The 21,992-nt window shown below is 44.9% G+C and carries 17 protein-coding genes and 1 pseudogene; 8 read left to right on the top strand and 10 right to left on the bottom strand.

Annotated features, from left to right (window positions below; genetic code table 11):
* Positions 1-2: 2 nt before the first annotated feature.
* Complete coding sequence (locus PCAR9_RS02860; protein ID WP_179982314.1) at positions 3-794, bottom strand: DUF4019 domain-containing protein; 792 nt, start codon at positions 792-794, stop codon at positions 3-5.
* A gap of 397 nt (positions 795-1,191) precedes the next feature.
* On the opposite strand from PCAR9_RS02860, the gene rapA reads away from it, so the two are divergent.
* The 6 genes from rapA (at position 1,192) to PCAR9_RS02830 (ending at position 10,114) form a co-directional block, all read left to right on the top strand.
* Entirely contained in the window at positions 1,192-4,053 is a 2,862-nt protein-coding gene (gene rapA, locus PCAR9_RS02855) for an RNA polymerase-associated protein RapA (protein WP_179982313.1), read from the top strand.
* A gap of 50 nt (positions 4,054-4,103) precedes the next feature.
* On the top strand, positions 4,104-4,820 hold the full coding sequence (gene rluA / locus PCAR9_RS02850; protein WP_179982312.1) for a bifunctional tRNA pseudouridine(32) synthase/23S rRNA pseudouridine(746) synthase RluA: 717 nt from the start codon (positions 4,104-4,106) through the stop codon (positions 4,818-4,820).
* Between the two features lie 206 nt (positions 4,821-5,026).
* A complete protein-coding gene (locus PCAR9_RS02845; protein WP_179982311.1) occupies positions 5,027-5,914 on the top strand; it encodes a DUF3530 family protein in 888 nt (295 codons plus the stop codon).
* A 142-nt stretch (positions 5,915-6,056) separates the two neighbouring features.
* A complete protein-coding gene (locus tag PCAR9_RS02840; protein ID WP_179982310.1) occupies positions 6,057-6,380 on the top strand; it encodes a hypothetical protein in 324 nt (107 codons plus the stop codon).
* 105 nt (positions 6,381-6,485) lie between these two features.
* Positions 6,486-7,832: an AmpG family muropeptide MFS transporter gene (locus PCAR9_RS02835; protein ID WP_179982309.1), complete on the top strand. Its 1,347-nt coding sequence runs from the start codon at positions 6,486-6,488 to the stop codon at positions 7,830-7,832.
* A 104-nt stretch (positions 7,833-7,936) separates the two neighbouring features.
* Entirely contained in the window at positions 7,937-10,114 is a 2,178-nt protein-coding gene (locus PCAR9_RS02830; protein WP_179982308.1) for a response regulator, read from the top strand.
* Positions 10,115-10,124: 10 nt separating this feature from the next.
* On the opposite strand, the gene PCAR9_RS02825 is transcribed toward PCAR9_RS02830, so the two are convergent.
* The 7 genes and pseudogenes from PCAR9_RS02825 to rppH all read right to left on the bottom strand — a co-directional run bounded on the left by PCAR9_RS02825 (position 10,125) and on the right by rppH (position 17,598).
* Positions 10,125-11,099: a sensor domain-containing diguanylate cyclase gene (locus tag PCAR9_RS02825; RefSeq protein ID WP_179982307.1), complete on the bottom strand. Its 975-nt coding sequence runs from the start codon at positions 11,097-11,099 to the stop codon at positions 10,125-10,127.
* Entirely contained in the window at positions 11,096-12,166 is a 1,071-nt protein-coding gene (locus PCAR9_RS02820; protein ID WP_179982306.1) for a response regulator, read from the bottom strand. The genes PCAR9_RS02825 and PCAR9_RS02820 overlap by 4 nt, the downstream gene beginning before the upstream one ends.
* A 9-nt stretch (positions 12,167-12,175) precedes the next feature.
* The gene (locus tag PCAR9_RS02815) at positions 12,176-13,009 is read right to left on the bottom strand and encodes a thymidylate synthase (RefSeq protein WP_118490335.1); all 834 of its coding nucleotides are present in this window, start codon (positions 13,007-13,009) and stop codon (positions 12,176-12,178) included.
* A gap of 8 nt (positions 13,010-13,017) precedes the next feature.
* Positions 13,018-13,830 (bottom strand): prolipoprotein diacylglyceryl transferase, encoded by an 813-nt coding sequence (gene lgt / locus PCAR9_RS02810; RefSeq protein ID WP_179982305.1) that lies wholly within the window; start codon positions 13,828-13,830, stop codon positions 13,018-13,020.
* A 4-nt stretch (positions 13,831-13,834) separates the two neighbouring features.
* Complete coding sequence (locus tag PCAR9_RS02805; RefSeq protein ID WP_179982304.1) at positions 13,835-14,641, bottom strand: sulfite exporter TauE/SafE family protein; 807 nt, start codon at positions 14,639-14,641, stop codon at positions 13,835-13,837.
* A 4-nt stretch (positions 14,642-14,645) separates the two neighbouring features.
* A pseudogene (gene ptsP, locus PCAR9_RS02800) lies at positions 14,646-16,937 on the bottom strand (phosphoenolpyruvate--protein phosphotransferase).
* A gap of 118 nt (positions 16,938-17,055) precedes the next feature.
* Positions 17,056-17,598, bottom strand: a complete 543-nt coding sequence (rppH, locus tag PCAR9_RS02795) for an RNA pyrophosphohydrolase (RefSeq protein WP_118490338.1) — start codon at positions 17,596-17,598, stop codon at positions 17,056-17,058.
* A gap of 112 nt (positions 17,599-17,710) precedes the next feature.
* Between rppH and mutH the strand changes: the two genes are divergently transcribed.
* Entirely contained in the window at positions 17,711-18,388 is a 678-nt protein-coding gene (gene mutH, locus PCAR9_RS02790; protein ID WP_179982303.1) for a DNA mismatch repair endonuclease MutH, read from the top strand.
* Between the two features lie 28 nt (positions 18,389-18,416).
* Here the strand turns inward: mutH and PCAR9_RS02785 are convergent, their stop codons facing one another.
* Together PCAR9_RS02785 and PCAR9_RS02780 are read right to left on the bottom strand one after the other, a co-directional pair.
* On the bottom strand, positions 18,417-19,496 hold the full coding sequence (locus tag PCAR9_RS02785; RefSeq protein WP_179982302.1) for a helix-turn-helix domain-containing protein: 1,080 nt from the start codon (positions 19,494-19,496) through the stop codon (positions 18,417-18,419).
* Between the two features lie 59 nt (positions 19,497-19,555).
* Positions 19,556-21,061 (bottom strand): CYTH domain-containing protein, encoded by a 1,506-nt coding sequence (locus tag PCAR9_RS02780; protein WP_179982301.1) that lies wholly within the window; start codon positions 21,059-21,061, stop codon positions 19,556-19,558.
* Between the two features lie 172 nt (positions 21,062-21,233).
* Here PCAR9_RS02780 and PCAR9_RS02775 point away from each other — a divergent pair, with 172 nt between their 5' ends.
* Complete coding sequence (locus tag PCAR9_RS02775) at positions 21,234-21,836, top strand: TIGR04211 family SH3 domain-containing protein (RefSeq protein ID WP_232091101.1); 603 nt, start codon at positions 21,234-21,236, stop codon at positions 21,834-21,836.
* Positions 21,837-21,992: the final 156 nt, after the last annotated feature.

Here is a 21,992-nt window from a genome sequence, read left to right as displayed (position 1 = left end):
GTCTACTTGATGAAGTACCCTATTGCTTTATATTCACCATTTACCTCTACCATAGAGAGTGTTTCTACATTCATAGAGGTACTTTCAGTGAACTGGGTGCTGAATGATAAGATTAGGTAATTGCCTTTTGGCAATCCTGGCAGTGAAGAAGGCGCTTGAGCTAAAGCAAACTCTCGATTTTTTAGATCGCCTAGAGGCTTTCTAACAAGCTGAAGTGCTTCAGCCCATTTTGCTTGGGAAATATTACTTCTGAATATAGCCGCACTTTCTTGCCAGCTTTGTTCATATTCACCGCTATCAATCAAGCGCAACCAGTCTGTTGCGTTTTCAAGGGCTTCGCTACTTACATTCACTGGTTTGCCAGCTTCGATTACTTGGTTACTACCGTTATTTGCATTGACCGTTTGCGCATAGTAAATAGCTACAAACAAACTAATAGCGAGTGCTAACGTAACCCAAAGAACATTTTTGTGGTTTAACATTGTTGGACGGTAAACCTGATGCGGTACTGTATGATGTGCTGCTCGATTTTCCCTCGCAATAGAAGTTTGCGAGGCTTGCTGCACTTGAGCGTGACTTGCGGCGGCATCGGGTTCATCCATAAAGAGGGCATCTGGCGTCGTTTCGAACACTGATGCAAGTGCTCCTATCGAATCATGGGATGCAGATTGGGTTTTCTCAATTCGCTGAATAGTGCGTAAACTCAACCCAGACACATCGGCCAGATGCTGCTGACTCCATGCCTTAGCATTGCGTAGTTGTATAAGCTTTTGACTGTCTACTTTCATATCCATCTCGCGCTTCCTCCTGTTAACTGCGCTTCACATACGTTAGAAACGTGACCTCGTTAACAGTAAGAAATATCCATGGTCAGTGATACGACAGTTTTACGCCATCCCTATGACAAAGCAAGTCTGCTGAACATGTTGACGCGGTTTTCTTCTTCAGTCGGCATCGTGTGTTAAGTCATTTGTTCCGCGTCTTAGAGGGGCAACAAGGTAGTTGTGGCTTAGTAGTGGTGCCTTACATACGGCAGGAGTGCCGTTTAAAGACCATATGATTATGTTCATGCACGTCGTTAGTTCTCTCTCTGCGCTCATATAGTAAAAACGACAACCAATAGTCTAGTATTAATGACTTATCACAACGCAATGCGTACAATACCGCCCCCGAAAAACAGGTTGGTGATTTATGAGTTCAGATAGTCAATTTTTAGTTGGTCAGCGTTGGTTAAGCAACACCGAAATAGAGCTGGGGCTGGGCGTAGTTATCGGTAACGATTTCCGTTCAGTTGAAGTGTTGTATCCGGCAACAGGCGAAGCGCGAAAATACACAAAGCAAGACGCGCCGCTTACGCGACTAATATTCGAAATTGGCGAAACGGTCAAAAGCCAAGATGGCTGGGAAATGACCATTACTGAAAAAGAAGAGAGCCAAGGTTTATTTATTTATCACGGGCTTCGTGAAGATACTAAAGCCCAAGTGCGCTTACCTGAAACCATGCTAGACAGCCACATTCGCTTAAACCAACCTGAAAAGCGCCTGTTTAGTCAGCAACTAGACAATCCGAAATGGTTCGACTTACGTGAACGCGCCCTAGATCATCAATACGAATATTTGCGTTCAAATACTATCGGCCTTGCCGGTGCCCGTATATCGCTTATCCCGCACCAGCTACACATAGCGTCAGAGGTAGGCGGAAGACACGCGCCTCGCGTATTGCTTGCTGATGAAGTAGGGCTTGGTAAAACTATTGAAGCAGCGCTAATTATTCACCAGCAGCTTAAAACTGGTCGTGCCGAGCGCGTGCTTATCTTGGTTCCAGACTCGCTCATGCACCAATGGCTAGTTGAAATGCTGCGCCGCGTAAATCTTCCTTTTGCCATTTACGATGAGAGTCGTTGCGAAGCAATTGAGAAGAGCGAAGGTCTAGAAGATGACGATACAGCTGACACAGGCGCAGTAAACCCATTTGAAAGCGATCAGCTGGTACTTTGCAGTATCGACTTTCTAAGTAAGAGCGAAAAACGCCAGCAGCAAATTCAAGCCGCAGGTTGGGATTTGATGGTTGTCGATGAAGCCCACCACCTTGCGTGGTCAAGTGAGGCTCCTTCTGCCGAATACCTGTGTGTTGAAGCACTAGCCAACCAAACGCCTGGCGTATTGCTACTTACCGCAACGCCTGATCAACTTGGTCACGAAAGCCACTTTGCACGCTTACGCCTACTCGACCCGGCTCGCTTCCATAGTTACGACGCTTTCTTAGATGAAGAATCGAAATACAGTCAGCTCGCCGATGCGGTCGCGCCATTACTTTCAGACGCCGAGCCTAACGACAAGCAACGTAGCAAACTTGCTGAGTTTGCGCCTGACGTAATGGAACATGCGGGTGATTTAAGCTCGCCGGACAATCGCCATGCGTTGCTGCATCAACTTATTGACTGTCACGGTACAGGTCGCATGCTATTTAGAAATCGCCGCGCCAATATCGAAGGGTTCCCAGAGCGTAAACTAAGTGCATATGAATTGGCGTTGCCGGAGGTTTATTCAGAGGCAGTGAGCGGCGGCGACCTAACCTATTCACTCTACCCTGAGCGTATGGCAAGTGTTGTTAATAGCTGGACTAAGCACGACCCTCGCGTTGAATGGCTTCTAGATTTTATGCAAAGCGTTAAGCCAGAAAAAATTCTGCTTATTTGCGCCAGCGCTCGTACGGCACAAGAGTTAGGCGAAGTCATTCGCACGCAAACCGGTATTCGCCATAGCGTATTCCACGAAGGCATGAGCATAGTAGAGCGCGATAAGGCGGCCCATTACTTTGCTGACGAAGAAGACGGCGCACAAATTCTACTGTGTAGTGAAATTGGCAGTGAAGGCCGTAACTTCCAGTTCGCTCACCACTTGGTTCTGTTCGACTTGCCTATTACGCCAGACCTGCTTGAACAACGTATTGGTCGACTTGACCGTATTGGCCAAACTCAAACTGTACAAATTCACGTACCGTATTTAGCGAAAACCGCTCAGCACGTATTGCTAGATTGGTATCACGAAGGACTTAATGCCTTTGAGAAGACCTGTCCGACCGGCTCTGGCGTGTTTGACGACGTTAAGCCTTTGCTTATTGGTGCCTGCTTGCACCCTGACGATATGAGTGCCCGTGACGAGCTTGTAAACATGAGCGTTACACTAAACAGCCAACTGGTGGCACAGCTTGAAGCCGGTCGCGATCGACTTCTTGAGCTTAATGCTTCTGGCGAAGGCCGTGTAGAGCAACTGCTTGAAGATATTATCACCCTTGATAGCGAACAAGATTTATCTCGCTTTATGGGCCGTGTATTTGACGCTATCGGCGTCCAGCAAGACGAGAAAGGCAACGACTGCTTTATCCTTATGCCAACTGAATCGATGGTGAGTCAGCTTCCAGGGCTTGACCCAGAGGGCATGACGGTGACTTACAAACGCCGTGTTGCTACCACGCTTGAAAACGTACAGTTTCTAAGTTGGGATCATCCACTTGTGCATACTGCCATGGACGTAGTACTTACAGACGTTCACGGAAAAAGCAGCATGGGCTTTATTGCTGAGCCTTCTCTGCCGAAGGGCGCCTACTGGATAGAAACTCTTTTCGTGCTGCACGCACAAGCACCGAAAGCACTTCAGTTAAGCCGTTTCTTGCCACAAACGCCAGTGCGGGTATGTTTAGATGCGCAGGGCAATCCTTCTGACTTAAGTTTTGATGTTAAGCGTAAAATTGGTCGCAAGATTTCTTCTCAACTTCTAAAAGCACTGCAGCAGCCCCTTGAACTTGCTATTGAGAAAGCGCGTAAGCTTGCCCATCACGAGGCTAACCAAAAGCAGCATGATGCCCTTAACGATATGCACAGTACTTTGAATGACGAAATACAGCGCTTGCGGGATCTTCAAAAGCGCAATCCCGCTGTGCGCGATAGCGAAATTGAATTTATTGAAACGCAAATGAATGCGCTCGATAAGGTCATTCAGGAAGCTGATGTTCAGCTAGACGCAATACGTATTGTGGTGAACAACCCGTAAATGCGAAATGTTAAGCACTGAAAGAACAACGTTGAAGTAACGAGTACATAATGCCAAACCCGAGTTTTGTTTATAATCCGCCTATGACGCCTTATCTTGATATCCTTTATCAAGATGAGGATATGCTGGTAGCGCACAAGCCTAGCGGGCTATTAAGCGTGCCGGGTAAGGCCTTAGAGCACCGAGACTCGCTTATTAGCCGTGTTAATTGTGTATATCCTACTGCCACGGTAGTTCATCGGCTAGATATGGCGACATCGGGTATCTTAGTGCTGGCACTGAATAAAGGTAGTCATCGCCATATATCAAAACAATTTGAGCTTCGACAAACTAAAAAGCGCTATTTTGCCCGAGTACACGGCCATGTAGCACAAGACAGTGGAGAGGTTAATTTACCCCTCATTTGCGATTGGCCGAACAGACCGAAGCAAATGGTAGACTTCGAGCGCGGTAAGAAAGCAGTGACGCATTTTGACGTTGTCGAGCGTTCCCATGATGAAAAAGGTTTGCCCTACTCTTTAGTTGCCCTTTACCCCATCACAGGTCGCTCTCACCAATTGCGCGTGCATATGCTTGCTTTAGGCCATCCTATTTTAGGTGACAGACTTTATGCCCATGAAGAAGCGTTATCTATGGCCTCTCGCTTACAGCTACATGCAGAAAGCTTAAGCTTTTCCCATCCCACATTCGGGCATTGGCAGCATTTTCATATCCCTATCCCTTTTAGCCAGTACCAACCCAAAGCCCTTTCTGAAAGTATTGAGTAATAATACCTTCGGTAACACGCCGCAATTAAGAACATTGCAAATCTCGCTGAGTGGGTAATTATCTATGCGTACTGGTATTGTCTATAGACTTCATTTTAGTTTTATAAGGCACTGCCGATAACCTTCGTAGAATGCTTGGTGTATGAATTGATTTGATGCTGCCCTAACCGCGCAAATCAAAAATTGGTAAAGGCAAACCGTTTTTTATGAAAAGGCACGCTCTTCTTATAACATTTGCAGTTATCGTCTCACTGCTGCCTGTAACGGCGCATTGTGATTTTTTCACAGATGTAAGTAATGCCTATTTGCCCGGAGAAGTGGACGCGTTAATGGTTGGCGAAGAGAAAGCCCCTGTTATTGTCATCGAGGCACAAACTCCGCTCCCTTTGGGTGTTGCAGTCGTACTCACTGAGCCCTTTCCCTCTAGCCTTACTCTTGCTCAAGGTAACAGCTTAGCGAGTATGCTTGCAGAAAAAGGATGGAACGTAGTTATCAGTCCATTTAATTTGTCGACAAACTCACCTGCGTCTCTAACTACTGACGAACAAACCAGTGAAGCTCAAGTAGAAAGCGCGTCATCATCGATGGATAGCGAATCAATCATCCACCCTAGAAGTGATCAACTTACTCAGTACCTTGACTTTGAATCAACGACGAGGGCACTAACGCTGCAACTCAGTTCTTTAGATAATTATTTGCAAGATAGAACGGGATACCGCATGGTGATTGCGCAAGGAATGCTTGCAACGGCCTACTTGTCTGCAGTCGAAATGCAGCCTGGTTTACAACCAGATTCGTTTGTCGCTATATCGCCATTTTGGCCACAAGAAAAAACAAATAACTTAGTGATTGATACTATCGCGAAAGCCAGCTTTCCCATTCTTGACTTGTCTTTAATAAACTTTAACGACTGGGAAGCAAGCACCGCTATGAAAAGAAAGGTTCGCGCAAAAAACGAACTAAAATTGCACTACAGACAAGTCCACCTGCCAAATAATTCTTTAACCTTTAGTATAAAAGAAATCAACAAAACCCCAAACATTCATATAGTTGCAAATAGCATCATAGGCTGGACTAGACATCTAGGCTGGTAATTCCTCTATCTTAGGATTAGGCTAAATCATTACCCAAAACAGTTACCTACCTATATTCACACGAATAATGGGGTGTTGAAGTCAAAGGTAATCATGTAATGGGCTATACTATTTTTAGCAAACAACGACGGTTGAGTGACTTGTGAATGTTCAGAATTTTGTAGATAACAAAGCGAAACAGCTGTGTTTCTATTTGAGAGCATTTTGGCAGGGAGAGCTTCCTATCGAGGAGATCGAGCTATTCTTTTGGGATAGTATGGAAGAATGGGGGCAAATTGAATGCACATTAACCCAGCCATATACGCAAAAAGAGCGTGTCTTTTGGCATTTGCTTCATCAAGTGCATTACTGGAATGAAGATAAACTAACAAAAGACCAGTTCCTTGTTGATGAGTTAACAAACTGCGTTAACTTTCTGGAAGGTTTGGGGCATTGCCCTTTAGACTGTGTTGGTATTCGCCCGTGAACAGGGTTCGATTTACAGCGGCTCACCTCATACTATTAGCTTATCCTGCTTACCTCTAAATTATTGATATCGCCTTCACAGTTTTATTGCTAAACACAGTGGTTCGTGGCTCAATATACTTTTGAGTTACCGCTGAAGGCCGAAGTATTGCTTACTGCATTAAAAACGTTCAACGACAAACGCTACCTAACGATTTTTCTATTTGGCATTTCCAGTGGTTTTCCTTGGATCATGATTGGTTCAGTGTTATCGGCTTGGCTAAAAGATGAAGGTTTATCGCGTTCGGCTATTGGCCTCTTCGGTATCATCTTCGCCACCTACTCATTTAATTTTTTATGGTCGCCCCTTGTCGATAAGCTTAAGCCGCCGTTGCTAGGACAACGACGCGGTTGGATCTTTTTGATGCAAAGCGTTGTTGCTTCACTGTGTCTGGCCATGTCCCAACTTACCGCAAACCAAGACCTATTCTACGTAGCCTTTATTGGTTTACTCATTGCCATTGCTTCTGCCACCCAAGATATTGCTATTGATGGCTTTCGTATTGATTGCATTGAAAAAGAAGATAAAGATGGTATGTCTGCTGCTTCCTCAGTAGCAACAGCTGGATGGTGGACGGGCTACGGTGGCCTCGGCGCTATCCCCTTTTTCTTAGCAGACCTCACTTCTTGGACTTGGCCAGATATTTACTTATTACTTGGCGCTATCATGGCCTCTTTGGCAATAGCTACCTTTTTTGCTAATGAGCCCGCAGTTAATAGGGAAGCTTTGCTTGAGCAAGTAACGGATGTAAACGCAAACAACTCTGCAGTGATTAACTGGGTAAGAACAACGCTCATAACACCATTTTCGGAGTTCTTTAACCGCAATGGCATCAAGCTGGCCGCTTCATTCTTACTGTTTATTTTTCTTTTTAAAATTGGTGAAGCGTTTTTAGGTCGTATGAGCATAGTCTTCTATAAAGAAGTTGGTTTTTCAAATAGCGATATCGCCACTTACTCAAAGTTACTTAACTGGTGGGTGACCATTATATTCTCTCTACTTGGCGGGTTAGTGAACATCCGCTATGGCATTTACCGAGGGCTAATGATTGCTGGTGTCGCCATGGCGGCTTCAAACCTTCTTTTTGCCCTTATCGCACAGACTGGACCTTCAACTTCACTGTTGGCCATCACTGTAATTGTCGATGGTTTTACCGGGGCATGGAGCACTGTTGCTATGGTCGCTTTTATATCGCTTTTATGTAACCGCGCTTTTAGCGCAACACAATATGCGCTTATGGCCTCACTAAGTGTTGCAGGACGAACATTGGTTGCTTCTAGCAGTGGTTTAGTTGTCGATAGCCTTAATGGAAACTGGAGTTTATTTTTCATTTTGACCGCTGTCATGGTGGTCCCTAGCCTTTGCTTTTTATATTCCATAAGAGATCACATAAAGCGCGTCGAAGCGCCATAAATTTTTACACTCTGTTGCAGTCTACATTTAGTGACCTTGCAAGTTTGCATTAGTTGCCTACATTTAAAGAAGGTAGTTAATGCAAACTCTTGCAAGGAAGAAATTTGAGCGCAAACAAGGCTGATCCACCGCAACGCAGGTCATCATTGGTATCCACCGCTTTTACCTTTTCAAAAGTAAACGCCACGGCTTTGTTTTTCGCTGCCATTATTATCTCAATATTGCTTGTGTTAAATACCAAACAGCAGTCTTTCATTACTAGCCTTAAGCAAAAGAGTGATTTAGAAAACAGTATAATTACCGCTGAATATCGAATACACCAATTCAACAGCCAAACTCAAAGCAATAATGTTACTCATACCGCTTTAGTTCATCAGTTACAGGTAACGTACCAGGGGTTAAATCGATATTTAGAAGACAGGTGGAGGGTCAGCGATAATCTAGCCTCTGTTTCTAAAGAAGAGTTTACAAAGGCATATAAAGGCTTAAATAGAGCCACAGCCGAAGAAAGCGCCAAAACAACGCGAATAGTGCTTTACACGCTTATGGCGCTTCCCCCTACTGAAATGAAGTCCTACATCGATGATGGCTTTAGCCTTCTTCCTCTTCTTGGCACCCTACAAGCAGAAGAAAACGCGGTGTTACTCCGAGTTCAAGGCCTGCGTGAAAAGATGTTGCTAACTACTTTATTTGGCACGGTTGTTATGGTTCTTTGGTATTTTGGTGCCTGGCTTGTTAGTAAAAGCTCACCCAAGAAATCTCTGCGAAAGCTCCACAAGTCGAATGTACGGCTTGCTGTAGCTGATTATGGTCAAGACTTACAGAACAAAGAATTTTTAAAGCTTATCAGCCATGAGTTTCGAGCGCCGATTAGCGCCATAATAAGTGCCTTAGAGCTTATTCCCAATTTGGAAGACCAGCGTACCCGGTTGATCCAACAAGCTGAGCAATCAAGCTATAGGCTGCTTAATCTAACCAGCAACCTTACGGATATACTCAATAATCATGTAGAGGATGACTTACAGCTTTCAAAGGTAGACTTGATAAGTTTGTTAGACGAATGCATCTCGCCTTTTTCAGTAAGAGTTAAAGACAAAAAGCTCGAACTTAACATGCATTGCAGTCATAGCGTGCCAAGTTATGCTGAAACCGACGCTATGACCCTTTCCAAAGTCATAATGAATATTCTCGATAATGCCGTGAAATTTACTTCAACGGGATTAATTGACGTGACCGTTACAACGCTGGTTAAAAACAAAAAAGTCTTTCTAGTAATCATTATTAACGACACGGGTATTGGTATTGATGAACAAACCCAAAAACGCATGTTCGAACGCTTTTATAGAGGGGAGCACTCGCAAAGTCAGCGCTTCCCAGGGGCGGGAATTGGGCTATCGGTTGCCAAACGCAGTATTGATAAACTTGGCGGTACGTTACAGGTAAATAGTACAGTAGGCGTCGGGTCCGAGTTCAATATATCACTGCCAATTACGCCCCTAGAAGACTCTCCATCAGTAACATCGACGCCTTCTAGTGCCAAGTTTGCTATCGTCGATGATTTAGAAATATCAAGGCTACACCTACAGTCTATTGTCACAAAAGAAGGCTTTAGCGTTCGCACATTCTCATCTGGTGCCAACCTTTTAAACCTTCACGATGAATTGCTTCAATTCTCGGGAATCATTGCTGATTTGTATATGCCAGGAATGAATGGTCTTGAATTGGTTAAAACACTAAAAGCCATTTACGGGGAGCGCGTGCCGCCGGTTATCGTGTTGTCTGCAACGCCGGATATCGCCAATATTATCGCCAAAAGTGAACTACCTATATTTCAGAGCTTTGTTAAGCCCATCGACAGAAACCGGTTTGTAGACGCCATACATCAGCTTTCAGGGAATAACACAAAAGCCATTAAAGCGTTGACCAAAGCAAACATTCTAGTGGTAGAGGATGAGCCAATAAATGCAGAAATGGTGGAATACATGCTACAAAGTATGGGACACGATGTCACCGTATGCTACACGGGCGACGACGCAATAAGTAGGGTTAACGAGACAGCCTTTGACTGTATATTACTTGATATTAACTTGCCTGATATTAATGGCTTAGAAGTGGCTAATATTATAAAAGAGGGCCACCCTGACCTGCCCATTATCGCAATTACCGCCAACGCACACAGGAACGATAAAGAGGCTTCACTACGGGCTGGAATTCGATATCACCTCGTGAAGCCTGTTACATACCAAGAACTCAAAAATACCTTGCGGCTAGCGCTTTCTTAACAAGTCTTTTTTAAGTGTAGATACAGTACTGGTTTCGACCGTTTTCTTTTGCCTGATAAAGCGCTTGGTCAGCACATTCAAGCCATGCCATTGGTTCTTTAAAGTCAGGAGAGAACTGTGCGAGACCAAGGCTTACAGTGAAGTTTATTGATTCGCCCTCGTGCTCAACCACTAAACGCTGTGCAAATTGACGAATACGCTCGGCTACCGCTTTTGCATCGTCTACCGTTGAATCGTTTAGGATAATAGCAAACTCCTCACCGCCATAACGCCCAGCAAGGTCGGTTTCCCGCACACAACGTTTAATCAAGGCAGCAAGCATTTTTATAACTTTGTCACCAGCTTGGTGGCCATAGGTATCATTAACCCGCTTAAAATGATCGATATCTAGCATAAGTGCGGTGCTGGGCTTTTCTCGGCGAACGCATAACTTGTGCATTTCATCAAAGCGCTCTTGCCAATAGCGGCGGTTAAATAGCCCTGTAAGCCCATCAACTCGGCTTGCCGTTTTCAACTCTTCGTTAAGATGCTCCATTCCTAGCTTACCCAGGGCCTGTTCGGTAACATCGTAAACCAGCATACAAAACCGCTCTACTCGCCCGCTTTTATCAACGATAGGAAACATGGTCACGTTTTGGTACATAAACTCTGCGGCGCAAGTGACCGGACGATTACAATCGAATTTTAATAAGTAAGGACGCTGCTCCCAAATGATAAACACCGGGCTTTTTAAATTAAATACAGGGTCAATTTTGGTCCTGAGCCACTTCTCTTCTATTTCTGGAAAGTGAGAAAACAAACTAGTCCCAATAATAGCGTTTGCTTTTTTAGCGCTATGGTTCTCAAGAAATTTATTCCAGACCTGAACGTTGAAGTTGCGATCAATTACCGCAATGCCTACTTCAATTGAGTCGAGTAATTCTGCAGGTACGTGAGATGAACTAACGAGGGTTTCTGCAGCGAGTGTACCAGTTGAAGCATTCATAGACTTTCCTTGTCTTGTTTTATAAAGCCATCATCGAACAGCCGCGCATAAATGTGACTCATAGCATCACCGGGGAACAACAATAAAAGGTCAAAGGAAATATCTTTCGACTTTATTGCATAGCCAATCTCAATAGCCATTAATTTCCCCCAGCGCTGTACGTTATCACTTAAAAGCGTTGATAAGCCTTGGTGCTGACCGAGTAAGATAGGATGCGTATGACTAAAAGCAACATTGAGCTGTTCTGACAAGCCATTTAAACAAGCACCGATTAGAATATTCGATACGTCCATAAGGGCTTCTAGGGCAAGTTTATCTGATGAGGCAGACGATGGGTATTTCAACAGCTCAACAATGTTTTGCGTATTTGTATCGTTGAAAATAACTAGGGCTTCACCACTTATACCTTCGCTAATAAACCCTTTTGAAACCGCAGAAACGCTGTCATTACGATTAATTTCGGCAATCGCCATAGACAGTTCGTTGCTTTCAATTAAGTTGACATTGGGTATGGGTAAGTCAATAAATTCACCTAGCAGCTGGGCTAGATTTTCTCCCGCGCGCCCCATGGCGATATTGACCATTTCACGGCATGCATCTAACTGCTCTTCGTTGCTCGTTGGGCCCTTGGCTTTAGGCGCGATTGACTCACTTTGCCCCTGCGCCTTTTGTAAACTAGCCCCTGATGAATGGCTCTCACCACTGTAAATACCGTAGGAAGATAAGATATGACTGAGCTTTTCATTATCAATTGGCTTTCGAATGAAGTCTAACGCACCAAGGGCAAGCATTTTTTCCCGCGCTTGCGCCTGAACATCACCAGACACTACCACCACTAAGCACGGCAAGTCCTGTTGACGAATGGCTTCCATAGTTTGGTAGCCATCCATTACCGGCATGTTTAAATCGAGAAAGACCACGTCGCCCTTACCTTCTTTGATAAGAGCCAGGGCTTGTTCACCATTTTCGGCAAACGAGACATCTACATCCCACCCATCGGGTAAACTGCGCGCCATTTGTCGCCTTGCGAAGCCCGAGTCATCGCAAATCAATATTGGAGTACTCATGGTAACTCCTTAAATAGCGACAGGGGCTTTAATATGCGGGTGTGACTGATAATTCTTTAGCGTGAAGTCTTCATAGGAAAAACCAAAGATATCTTTAATATCTGGGTTAATTTCCATCGTTGGACGAGCAAAAGGTTCGCGACTAAGCTGAAGTTCTACCTGCTCAAGGTGATTTGAATACAAGTGTGCATCACCTAGCGTATGGATAAAATCACCCGGCTCTAAGTCACACACTTGCGCAATCATCATGGTAAGCAGTGCGTAGCTTGCAATGTTAAACGGAACGCCAAGAAAGATATCACCGCTACGTTGGTAAAGCTGGCAGCTTAGTTTGCCTTCTAAAACGTAAAACTGAAAAAGCGTATGGCAGGGAGGTAACGCCTGCTTACCCATTGCCGCATTTTCTTTTGGTGAATAGCTAGTATCAGGCAATACCGCCGGGTTCCAGCCGCTAACGATAAGACGACGTGAATCAGGGTTATTTTTAATTTGCTCTACCACTTCGGCAATTTGGTCAACGGAGGTACCGTCACCGCGATCCCAACTACGCCATTGATGGCCATATACAGGGCCAAGCTCACCTTCGTCGGTAGCCCATTCATCCCAAATTTTTACGCCATGCTCTTTTAAGTAGGCAATATTTGTTTCGCCTTTTAAGAACCAAAGTAGTTCGTGGATGATTGATTTTAGGTGACACTTCTTTGTTGTCACCAGAGGGAAACCTTCCTGTAGATTAAAGCGCATCTGATAGCCGAATACACTTAAGGTACCTGTACCAGTTCGATCTTCCTTTTTCACACCCGTATCACGTACATGGCGCATTAGCGCGAGATATTCTTTCATCGTTATTCTTATATTTTTTGCTGTTCAACACGGTCTTTTCCGCGCATGTATGCACGGACTATTAATCCTATTCCTAAAGCTATCATAGGTAAACAAAGAAGTTGCCCCTGGCTTAGGCCCATTTGGTATAAGCCAATATGAGCATCAGGCTCTCTGAAGTACTCAACGATAAACCTAAAGCTACCATAACCGAGCAAGAATAAGCCACTGACCGCCCCTACTGGGCGCTTTTTGGCAGAATAAAGCCATAGGATAATAAAGAGCAGCACACCCTCTAAAGCAAACTCGTAAAGCTGTGACGGGTGGCGAGGCACATAACCTGCGTTAGGAAAAATGACAGCCCAAGGTACGTCAGTGGTGCGCCCCCATAGTTCTGCGTTTAGGAAATTGCCGATTCGCCCAGCCCCCAAACCAATGGGCACAAGTGGTGCAACGAAATCCCCTAAACGTAAGAAGGTAGTATTCATACACTTTGCGCGCCAAAACAGGGCTGCTAACACCCCTAACAAGCCGCCGTGGAAAGACATTCCTCCCGCCCAAATTTTAAATAGATACAGAGGGTCATCTAAGAACATGCCAAACTGGTAGAAAAACACATAGCCAATGCGACCACCCAAAATCACGCCCACAAAGCTCCAGAAAAGTAGGTCACTTAACTGCTCACGGCTCCAGCTGGTCTGAGATAGGCGCTTTTGTGCTAACAAATAAGCTGCAATAAAACCTACCAAATACATTAAGCCGTACCAACGGACACTTAATGGACCGACACTGAAGATAACGGGGTCGATACTGGGAAATACCAGATAACTGCTCTGTTCCATTATATTATTCAATTCCTAAAATCATTCTAATGCTTACTAAAACAAGTAAACACGCCAACATCGCTTTTAACACACGTATATTAACGCGCTGTCCAAGCTTCGCTCCTATGTTTGCGGTAAACATAGAGGTTGCAACAATACCAGCTGTAGCAGGCAGATAAACATAACCCATACTGTATTCTGGTACATCTATCTCACCCCACCCAGCGATAACAAAACTGGTGGTACCAAAAACGGCAATAACTAGCCCGCAAAAAGCGGCACAACCTATAGCCGCGCGTACATTAACACGAAACCACACTAAAGCGGGTACAAGTAATGCGCCACCGCCGATCCCCATTAGCGCACTTAGCATGCCTGCTCCACCGCCAACAGCGGCTAACGAACCTTTAGAGGCTTCGTTCTCAGACGCTTTTTGTTTGCCAAAAATCATTTGCAGCGCTATCAAGATAACCAGTACGGCGAACACATCTTTAAGTACTTCGCCCGAGATATAACTTGCTACCTGCGCACCGGCAATTGCACCAAACGCAATCCCTAGCCCTGTATAAAGCACAATATGACGCTGAATATTACCCAGTTTATAATGTGCTAAAGCCGACGACATACCCGTGAAAATAATGGTAGATAAAGAAGTTGCGATAGCGACAGGCATAACCGTTTCGGTGGTCATGCCCAGAAAGTGAATCATTAGGTACGACAGCGCGGGTACGATAATTAAGCCGCCACCGATACCCAACATACCCGCAAGAATACCAACAATAGAACCTAAGATAAGGCAGCTGGCAACAATTACAACGAGTGGATCCATTTTTTTAAGCACCTGCTCGGATAAGGCCTCCCAGGCCCTTAGTTTCAAGATACTGATTCAAGTGCACAAAAACTTCGTCTTGGCTAACAGAGGTTAGCGCTAATGAAAGTAACTGCTTACACTCATCAAGCGTCACTTTACGAATAAGCCAGTTTATCTTTCTTAAGTTGAAACCATTCATACTCAAACGGCGGTAACCCATCCCCATTAGCAGCAGCGCTCCCGCGGGTTCCCCTGCGATTTCTCCGCAGATAGTCACAGGCACTTGATTTTGGTTAGCTTTTTGAACCACATCGTAAAGTGCCCCTAATACGGCCGGATGATAGCTATTGTAAAGCCCCGCCACCCGCGTATTGTTTCTATCGACTGCCAATAGGTACTGGGTCAAGTCATTACTGCCAACTGAAAAGAAATCAACATGCTTGGCCAGCTGAGGTAGTTAATAAAGTACCGATGGCACTTCAAGCATAATGCCTAATTTTGGCTTATTCAGAGTTTGCCCTGATTCTGCAATTTCGTCAGATATCTCATAAAACGCCTGATTGATAAGACGCTTAGACTCCTGCACTTCAGATACTGTAGATATCATGGGCAGCATAATTTGCAGATTGCTTAGCCCGACGCTTGCCCGAAGCATAGCGCGAACTTGAACCAAGAATATTTCGGGGTGATCAAGGGTAAGTCGAATACCTCGCCAGCCTAAAAACGGATTCTCTTCGTTAATAGGAAAATAGGGTAGCGGCTTATCGCCTCCCACATCCAAAGTACGCATGGTGATGGGTAATGACGGTGCAGCCTCAAGGACTTGGCGATACAGCTTTACCTGTTCTTGCTCCGAAGGGAATCGCTCGCGCAGCATAAAGGGGATTTCGGTGCGATATAAACCCACGCCAGCCCCAATCTGCTCGGCGTTAAGTTCTACTTCAGCAGAAAGGCCCGCGTTGATATATAAGGACATTCTGCAACCATCAACGCTTTCACACGGTTTATCTGCCTCTGCGTCAATTTTCTCTGCAATGGCAGACTCTTCATCAATAAGCTGAATAAACTCAGTCTTAATATTGCGTTCTGGAGAAACAATGACCTCGCCTGAATACCCATCAAGCAAAATCTCTTTGTCTTCAAGTAGCGCTGGTGTAACGTTTTGACAGCCCATTACGGCAGGCACGCCCATAGCCCTTGCTAATATAGCTGCGTGAGAGTTGTTCGAGCCACGAATTGAGATAATGCCTTTGAGCTTATCTCGCGGAAACTCAGCAAGCATGGGCGCTGATACTTCATCAGCGACCAAAATACTGGCCTCAGTAATAACCTGTTCAGAAACTTTTTGTCCGTTCGCTTCATACAAAATATTGGCTAAGATACGGTCTGATAAATCGACAATATCAATAGCACGCTCTTGCATGTAAGGGTCGTCCATAGCCTGAAAACGGGCAGCGTAGCTTTCAACTACCATTTTCAACGAAGAGGCAGCGTCCCAACCTTGGCGAATTTTTTCTTCTACCTCACGCCCTAAACTATTGGCATCTAAAAGGTGATGATAGAGCTGAAAAATTGATTTAACGTCGTCGGGAATACCGTCATCTAATCGCTGAGATAGCGCGTCAACATGGCCTCGTGTTACCTCAACCCCTTTGCGGTAAAGCTGAATTTGCGTTTGTGGTGATTGGGTGCGCTTAACCACCCAGTTTTTGAGGTTGATAGACTTATCGGGTGAGACCCCTTTACCTATAGCTAAACCAGGCGAGCCAGCAATACCACGAACGTTTTTTTGCCGTGCCGTATTGTCGTTAGAGTTTGATAACGTTAATGCGCCACGTATATCCGCATTGGTGATCTCAAGTGCTAACTGTGCAGCGAGGGTAACTAAAAACGCTTCTTCATCTTCGCTAAAGCGTCGCATCTGAGATTGCTGAAGTGTGATAACACCCAGTACACGCCTTTGATTGATAATGGGCGTACCTAAAAAAGCATTATACTTTTCTTCTTTTACTTCAGGGTAGTGTTTGAATCTAGGGTGGTTGTGCGCGTTTACGATATTAAGCGGTTCTTCCCGTTGACCAACTAAACCGATAAGGCCTTCCGAAAAACCAATGCGAACTTGTTCTACCGCATCGGGGTGAAGGCCGTCAGTGGCTTTAAGGATGAATTCTTGCGTATCGTAATCGGCAAGGTAAATAGAGCATGAGTCAACACTAAGAGTATGCTTTACACGTGAAGCTAGCCTAAACAAAGCAGTATCGAGCGCAGGAATTTGATTCATTTCCTGCACGATACGTTTTAATGTAGTTAACATTGCGCCTTGTTGGCTCTGAGGGCTCACTGGTTTTTCCTTGTGTAATCGCCGTTTGCTCGTCGCTTACTATTGCATATCGCTATATTTGGCACTTTTACCATCTCGCCACCTTACACCTTTAACCGCGTCTACGCTTTTTACCGCGCTTATGCGGGGCTACATTTTGGCGCTGTTGAGGTCGATGTTGCGCAGACATAACTACAGGCGAGAACTCTTTCATTACTCGTCTGTATACATCTCGCTTGAACGATACAACATTTCTAATGGGATACCAGTAACTTACCCACCTCCAGTCATCAAATTCAGGATGGCCTGTTTTAAGCACATTAACATCGCGCTCGTTGCAATCTAGCTGCAACAAGAACCATTTTTGTTTTTGCCCTATACAAACAGGGTTGCTGCCTTGTCGAATTAATCGCTTTGGTAGCTTATATCTAAGCCAGTTACGGGTAACACTTAAAATGGTGACATCTTTCGGTGTCAGCCCTACTTCTTCGTGAAGCTCGCGGTACATAGCTTGTTCAGCAGATTCCCCTTCATCAATTCCGCCTTGAGGGAACTGCCATGAATGTTGGCCATAACGTCTTGCCCAAAATACTTGACCCATTTTGTTGCAAATCACTATGCCCACATTCGCACGGAATCCATCGGCATCTATCACATAGACTCCCGGGCACACTATACTTGTATATGTTTTCATTCTTCCACAAACTATGCTCCAATCATAGTCTTAATGTTCGCCTTTGCTTTTAAACAGGAAATTAACCACCTCTATGCAACCTCCTTCATCGCCTCCATCTTCGCCAGACAGCCTTTTGGCGCGATGTCACGCCATTGCAGGTTTAACCTTAGGAGAGTTGGCTGACATGGCCAATGTTGCTATCCCTGCCAATTTACAGCGCCACAAAGGCTGGCCGGGTATGCTTATTGAAAAATGGCTCGGTGCAAGTGCAGGCTCGAAACCTCAACAAGACTTCCCCGAGTTAGGCATAGAGCTTAAAACCATACCCATCGATGCTAACTTTTCCCCACTGGAAACCACCTATGTTTGTTTTGCGCCCCTTTTAATGGCGCCGGGTATCACGTGGGAAACATCAAATGTGCGAAACAAGCTACAGCAGGTATTGTGGCTGCCCATTGAAGGGGACAGAGCCATTCCTTTAGCGCATCGTCGGGTGGCTACTGGTTTTTACTGGCGTCCCAATGAGCATGAAGACGCAATGCTAAGACACGACTGGGAAGAATTGGTAGAACAAATTGCTACGGGACAGGTGGAATCTATTACCTCTCGGCAAGGCGAGGCACTTCATATTCGCCCCAAAGCAGCTAACGGTAAGGTGCTTACCGACGCATTAGGACCAGAGGGCCAGCGTATTAAAACTCGCCCTAGAGGCTTTTATTTGCGCAAAACCTTCACCCACCAAATACTGCGTAATGCATTTGGTGTTTAAAGGATGCGGGATGATATAAAAGTATTCTTCACTTCGTAGGAGCAGCATTCAGATGCTTAACGAGGTATTCGCTTAAGAACTTTTCTGAGTTAACACCAAGCCGTTTTGCCACTGCTTCTAATTTGGCATCGCTATGGAGCAACACTTTTTTCGCATATTCCAAGCGGTAGTGGAATATAAACCGCCTAAAGTTCTTCTTTTCAGTAAGCTGAAGCGCGATAGCCAAAGATGTAGGGTCGATATCAGCCCCTTTGCAAAACTCGCTAAGTGTGAGGAATCGGGTTTTATAGGCTTTTGACTCAATGGTATAGCGCTCTGCTTTAGAAATAATATTGCTTATCTCATAGGGTGTGGCTTTACCTTCATCCAGTCGCTCGTAGTTTAAAGGCGACGGCGCTGTCCGGCGGATAAAAGTTAGTGAAAACAACACCACTAACAGTGCGCAACCAATCATTAAGTGATGAAAGCTCTCCCAAAAAGGTACGGGGAAAAAGCCAAAAGTTGCGGCGGTAACAAGTAAAATACTCATAAAGGCAACACCGACCAAACTTCCCATTACTCCGGCAAGCTTAGGCATTCTTAAATTTTTAATGTCTACTGCCTGCTCAGGTAAATGTCTGTGATACATTTGAATGTGTTCGGTAATAAGAATACCAATAAGCAATACACTAAAGCCTGTTAGAAGCGAGGCAAAATAGGCAGGCCATAACAGTAAAGGCTCGCCGTTCGGCGACGACGAAAGCCATTGTTGTTTGTCATCTATCGGTATCAATAGCACTGTGCACTGGAAAATTGCCGTTACCACAGCAGGCCACCATAGCCGTTTTCTTGCCGTGGGATAAGCCAATAACATGGGCTTTATGGCACGATAACAACAAGTGATTGCGATAACCGCAAATACGTCTGATAAACCATACAAACCTGCTAGTGAGCTCGCTTGTGCTATTCGCAGCCATTCATCTAGCATAAATAGTGGCCAGCAGATAAAGGCACCCACTAGCCAGCGCATGCTGTTTAAATTAACTTTCTGAACGAACAGACGCGCAAAACAGAAAACATAAACGCCTAGTAGCGAATAAAGAAAATAATCATAGTAGCTTGAAGTCATCAGCGCCCTCCTTCCCTGAGATAAAATTTGCTAACGCAATATGTGTCCATCGGCACGGGTTACCAATAGATTTCACGTTGCATAGCCACAGTGCGCGTTCGCTCCATAATTCGAATTAACGTACTGAGCTTCTCTGCTGTCCATTTGCGTACCTCATCATGAGAGTCTACTTCCGCATCGTCGATTGATTGCTTCAGCATGAGCAATGCGTTTAATTCATCAATGCCGGTAAGTAAGTCTAACCAAGGCGCACGAAAGTTACCCCGCTCTTCAACAAACAAGTCACCAAGTAAAAAACCACTCCACAGGGTTTGTCTTAGCATTATTTCCACTGCGCTGTAATTAGCTGGTCCCATGGTTTTACTGAGGGGCATACTTTGCTGCACGGTTTGCCACCCTTGCGATAACCACCCTTTTGCATGGTCAAGTACAGGGTGATCAAACCCCGTCGCTACCTTTTGCCAAGGCTTATTTTGTATAAGGCTTATAGCGTGAATCTTAATGTCTGTAGCGTCATTGTCGAAAAATAGCTTTTCAGGCTCATGGGCTTGCATCAAACCTGTTTGGCGCCCTTGCAGGTAGCTTACTACCGCTGGGTGTTTGCTTAATGTTTTGTTAAACATGCTCTTTTTAGACAGCAAGTAGCGCAAACTTTGTAAATCGTCTTGCCAGCCCCACTTTTGCGCATGGGTTACCAGTTTTTTGTGCAAGGCTAATAGCTCTGGGCACTGCAATACGGGTAGATAAAGCGACACACTCTGAAGCAGCAACCTAACGCTTTTAGCAACCTCAGCCAGCATTTTTATCGAGCCGCTCTCGCAAAATACATGCTCGTGATGCTGCCAATGTGCCAGAGCGGTTTGCACTGCTTGGCCGAATGCCTCTTCTGTGGAGGTGGTCTCTTCAAGGGCTAGAAAGTTTGGTAGAGGGCGAATTTTAGCGTTAAAGCCGTGTAGCAACTGATAGCCCTGAGCGGCTTTTGACACATCACTTAGACGCACCGGCATGTTGTCGTTTATTAGCACAGCGAGAGAAAACAGACTGTTGATCTCCCCTGACATCAATTCAAGCTCAATCTCATTGATGGGGGAGCTGGCTTTATCCGTACTAGCTTCACCGCAGTCTAAGACAATTTCAACTAGGCTGTCGCCTAAAGCAACCACATAGGCATTGCGCGTAAAGTGTGTACTAAATTGTTTAGAAAGACTCGCATTCTTAGTTGCGATGTCCCAACCTTCGGGCCATACATTTGACTCGAACAACGTGAGATCCGGTCTTGCGTTATCAAGACTTACGTTATACTCCATGCGCTTGTGCAAGCCACCGCTTACTACACCGTTGGTTTTTAACGTTTGTTCGTACTCGCCATTATTACCACGAACCCGAAAGCCCATTTTGTTGTTTTGAAAATCGAGCTTATCCGTATCGTAATAGTCATTCTCTAAGCGCATTTCGCGATGAGAATTAACCTGGATATTGTGTTTTTCAAAAAGAGGGAGTACACGTTGGGTAAACGCCTGGTGAGCATTGTCACCCGTTACAAATTTTAATTCTATTTCTGACATGGTTGCGCTAAGCACAGCTTATGATGCTGACACCTTACCTTTGTCGCTCACTTTTCGCAATGTTGCTGCTGTTAAAGAAGTCGCTTAAATTAGACAAAAGTGGAACAAACTTGCCTTTATCGCGGTCAACCAATACCATCTTCACGTTTTAAATTCTAAAATTGGACTTCATATGATTCGAAAGTGGTTAGCAGCAGCCCTTATTGCATGCTCTTTTCAAGCATTTTCGCTACAAGATACCGCTGATTTAGAAGCGTCTTCTTCGCACTACATAAGAGATGACTTGTTTATCTTTATGCATACTGGACCTGGTCGTAACTATCGCATTCTGGGTTCAATTGAAGCCGGTACACCTATTACGGTGCTCTCCCGCGACAATGATGCTGAATTCACGCAAATTACCGACGATGAAGGACGTAAAGGCTGGGTTGAAAGTAAGTTTGTGTCTAATACTATGTCGCAAGCAGAGCAGTTGCCGATTGTTAGTGAGAAGCTTGCTGAGAGCCAAAGTAGTCTGCAAGCGGCACAATCAGAAAATGCCAAACTTCGTCAGCAGCTTAACGATGCTCGTCAAAAGGTGTCTAAACTTACCACCACAAACGACGAGCAAGCGTCTCAAATTATTCGTTTAACGGCAAAGGTTGAAAGCGCGAATAAAGACGAGCTTGTTACTTGGTTTACGCGCGGCGGCATAGTTGCAGGCGTGGGGATATTGCTTGGTGTAATGCTCACTTACCTTCCTAAACGCAAGCGTAGAAACAGCGAATGGATGTAGTGCTAGCATTTATAAAAAGTGCCTAAACAGACACAAAACGCCGATGTTAAACATCGGCGTTTTTTGTAGGTGCCTTTGGAAGGTTTAGTACAATATTTCTACGAATAGACCAGCAGTAATAGTGTATTAACTTATACGTACTTACCCTGTGTCTGA

This window comes from Alteromonas macleodii (genome assembly GCF_903772925.1).
GTDB classification, from domain to species: Bacteria; Pseudomonadota; Gammaproteobacteria; order Enterobacterales; family Alteromonadaceae; genus Alteromonas; species Alteromonas macleodii_A.
Note: the sequence above shows the minus strand (reverse complement) of the source record. Positions and strands in the feature narration are given on the sequence as shown.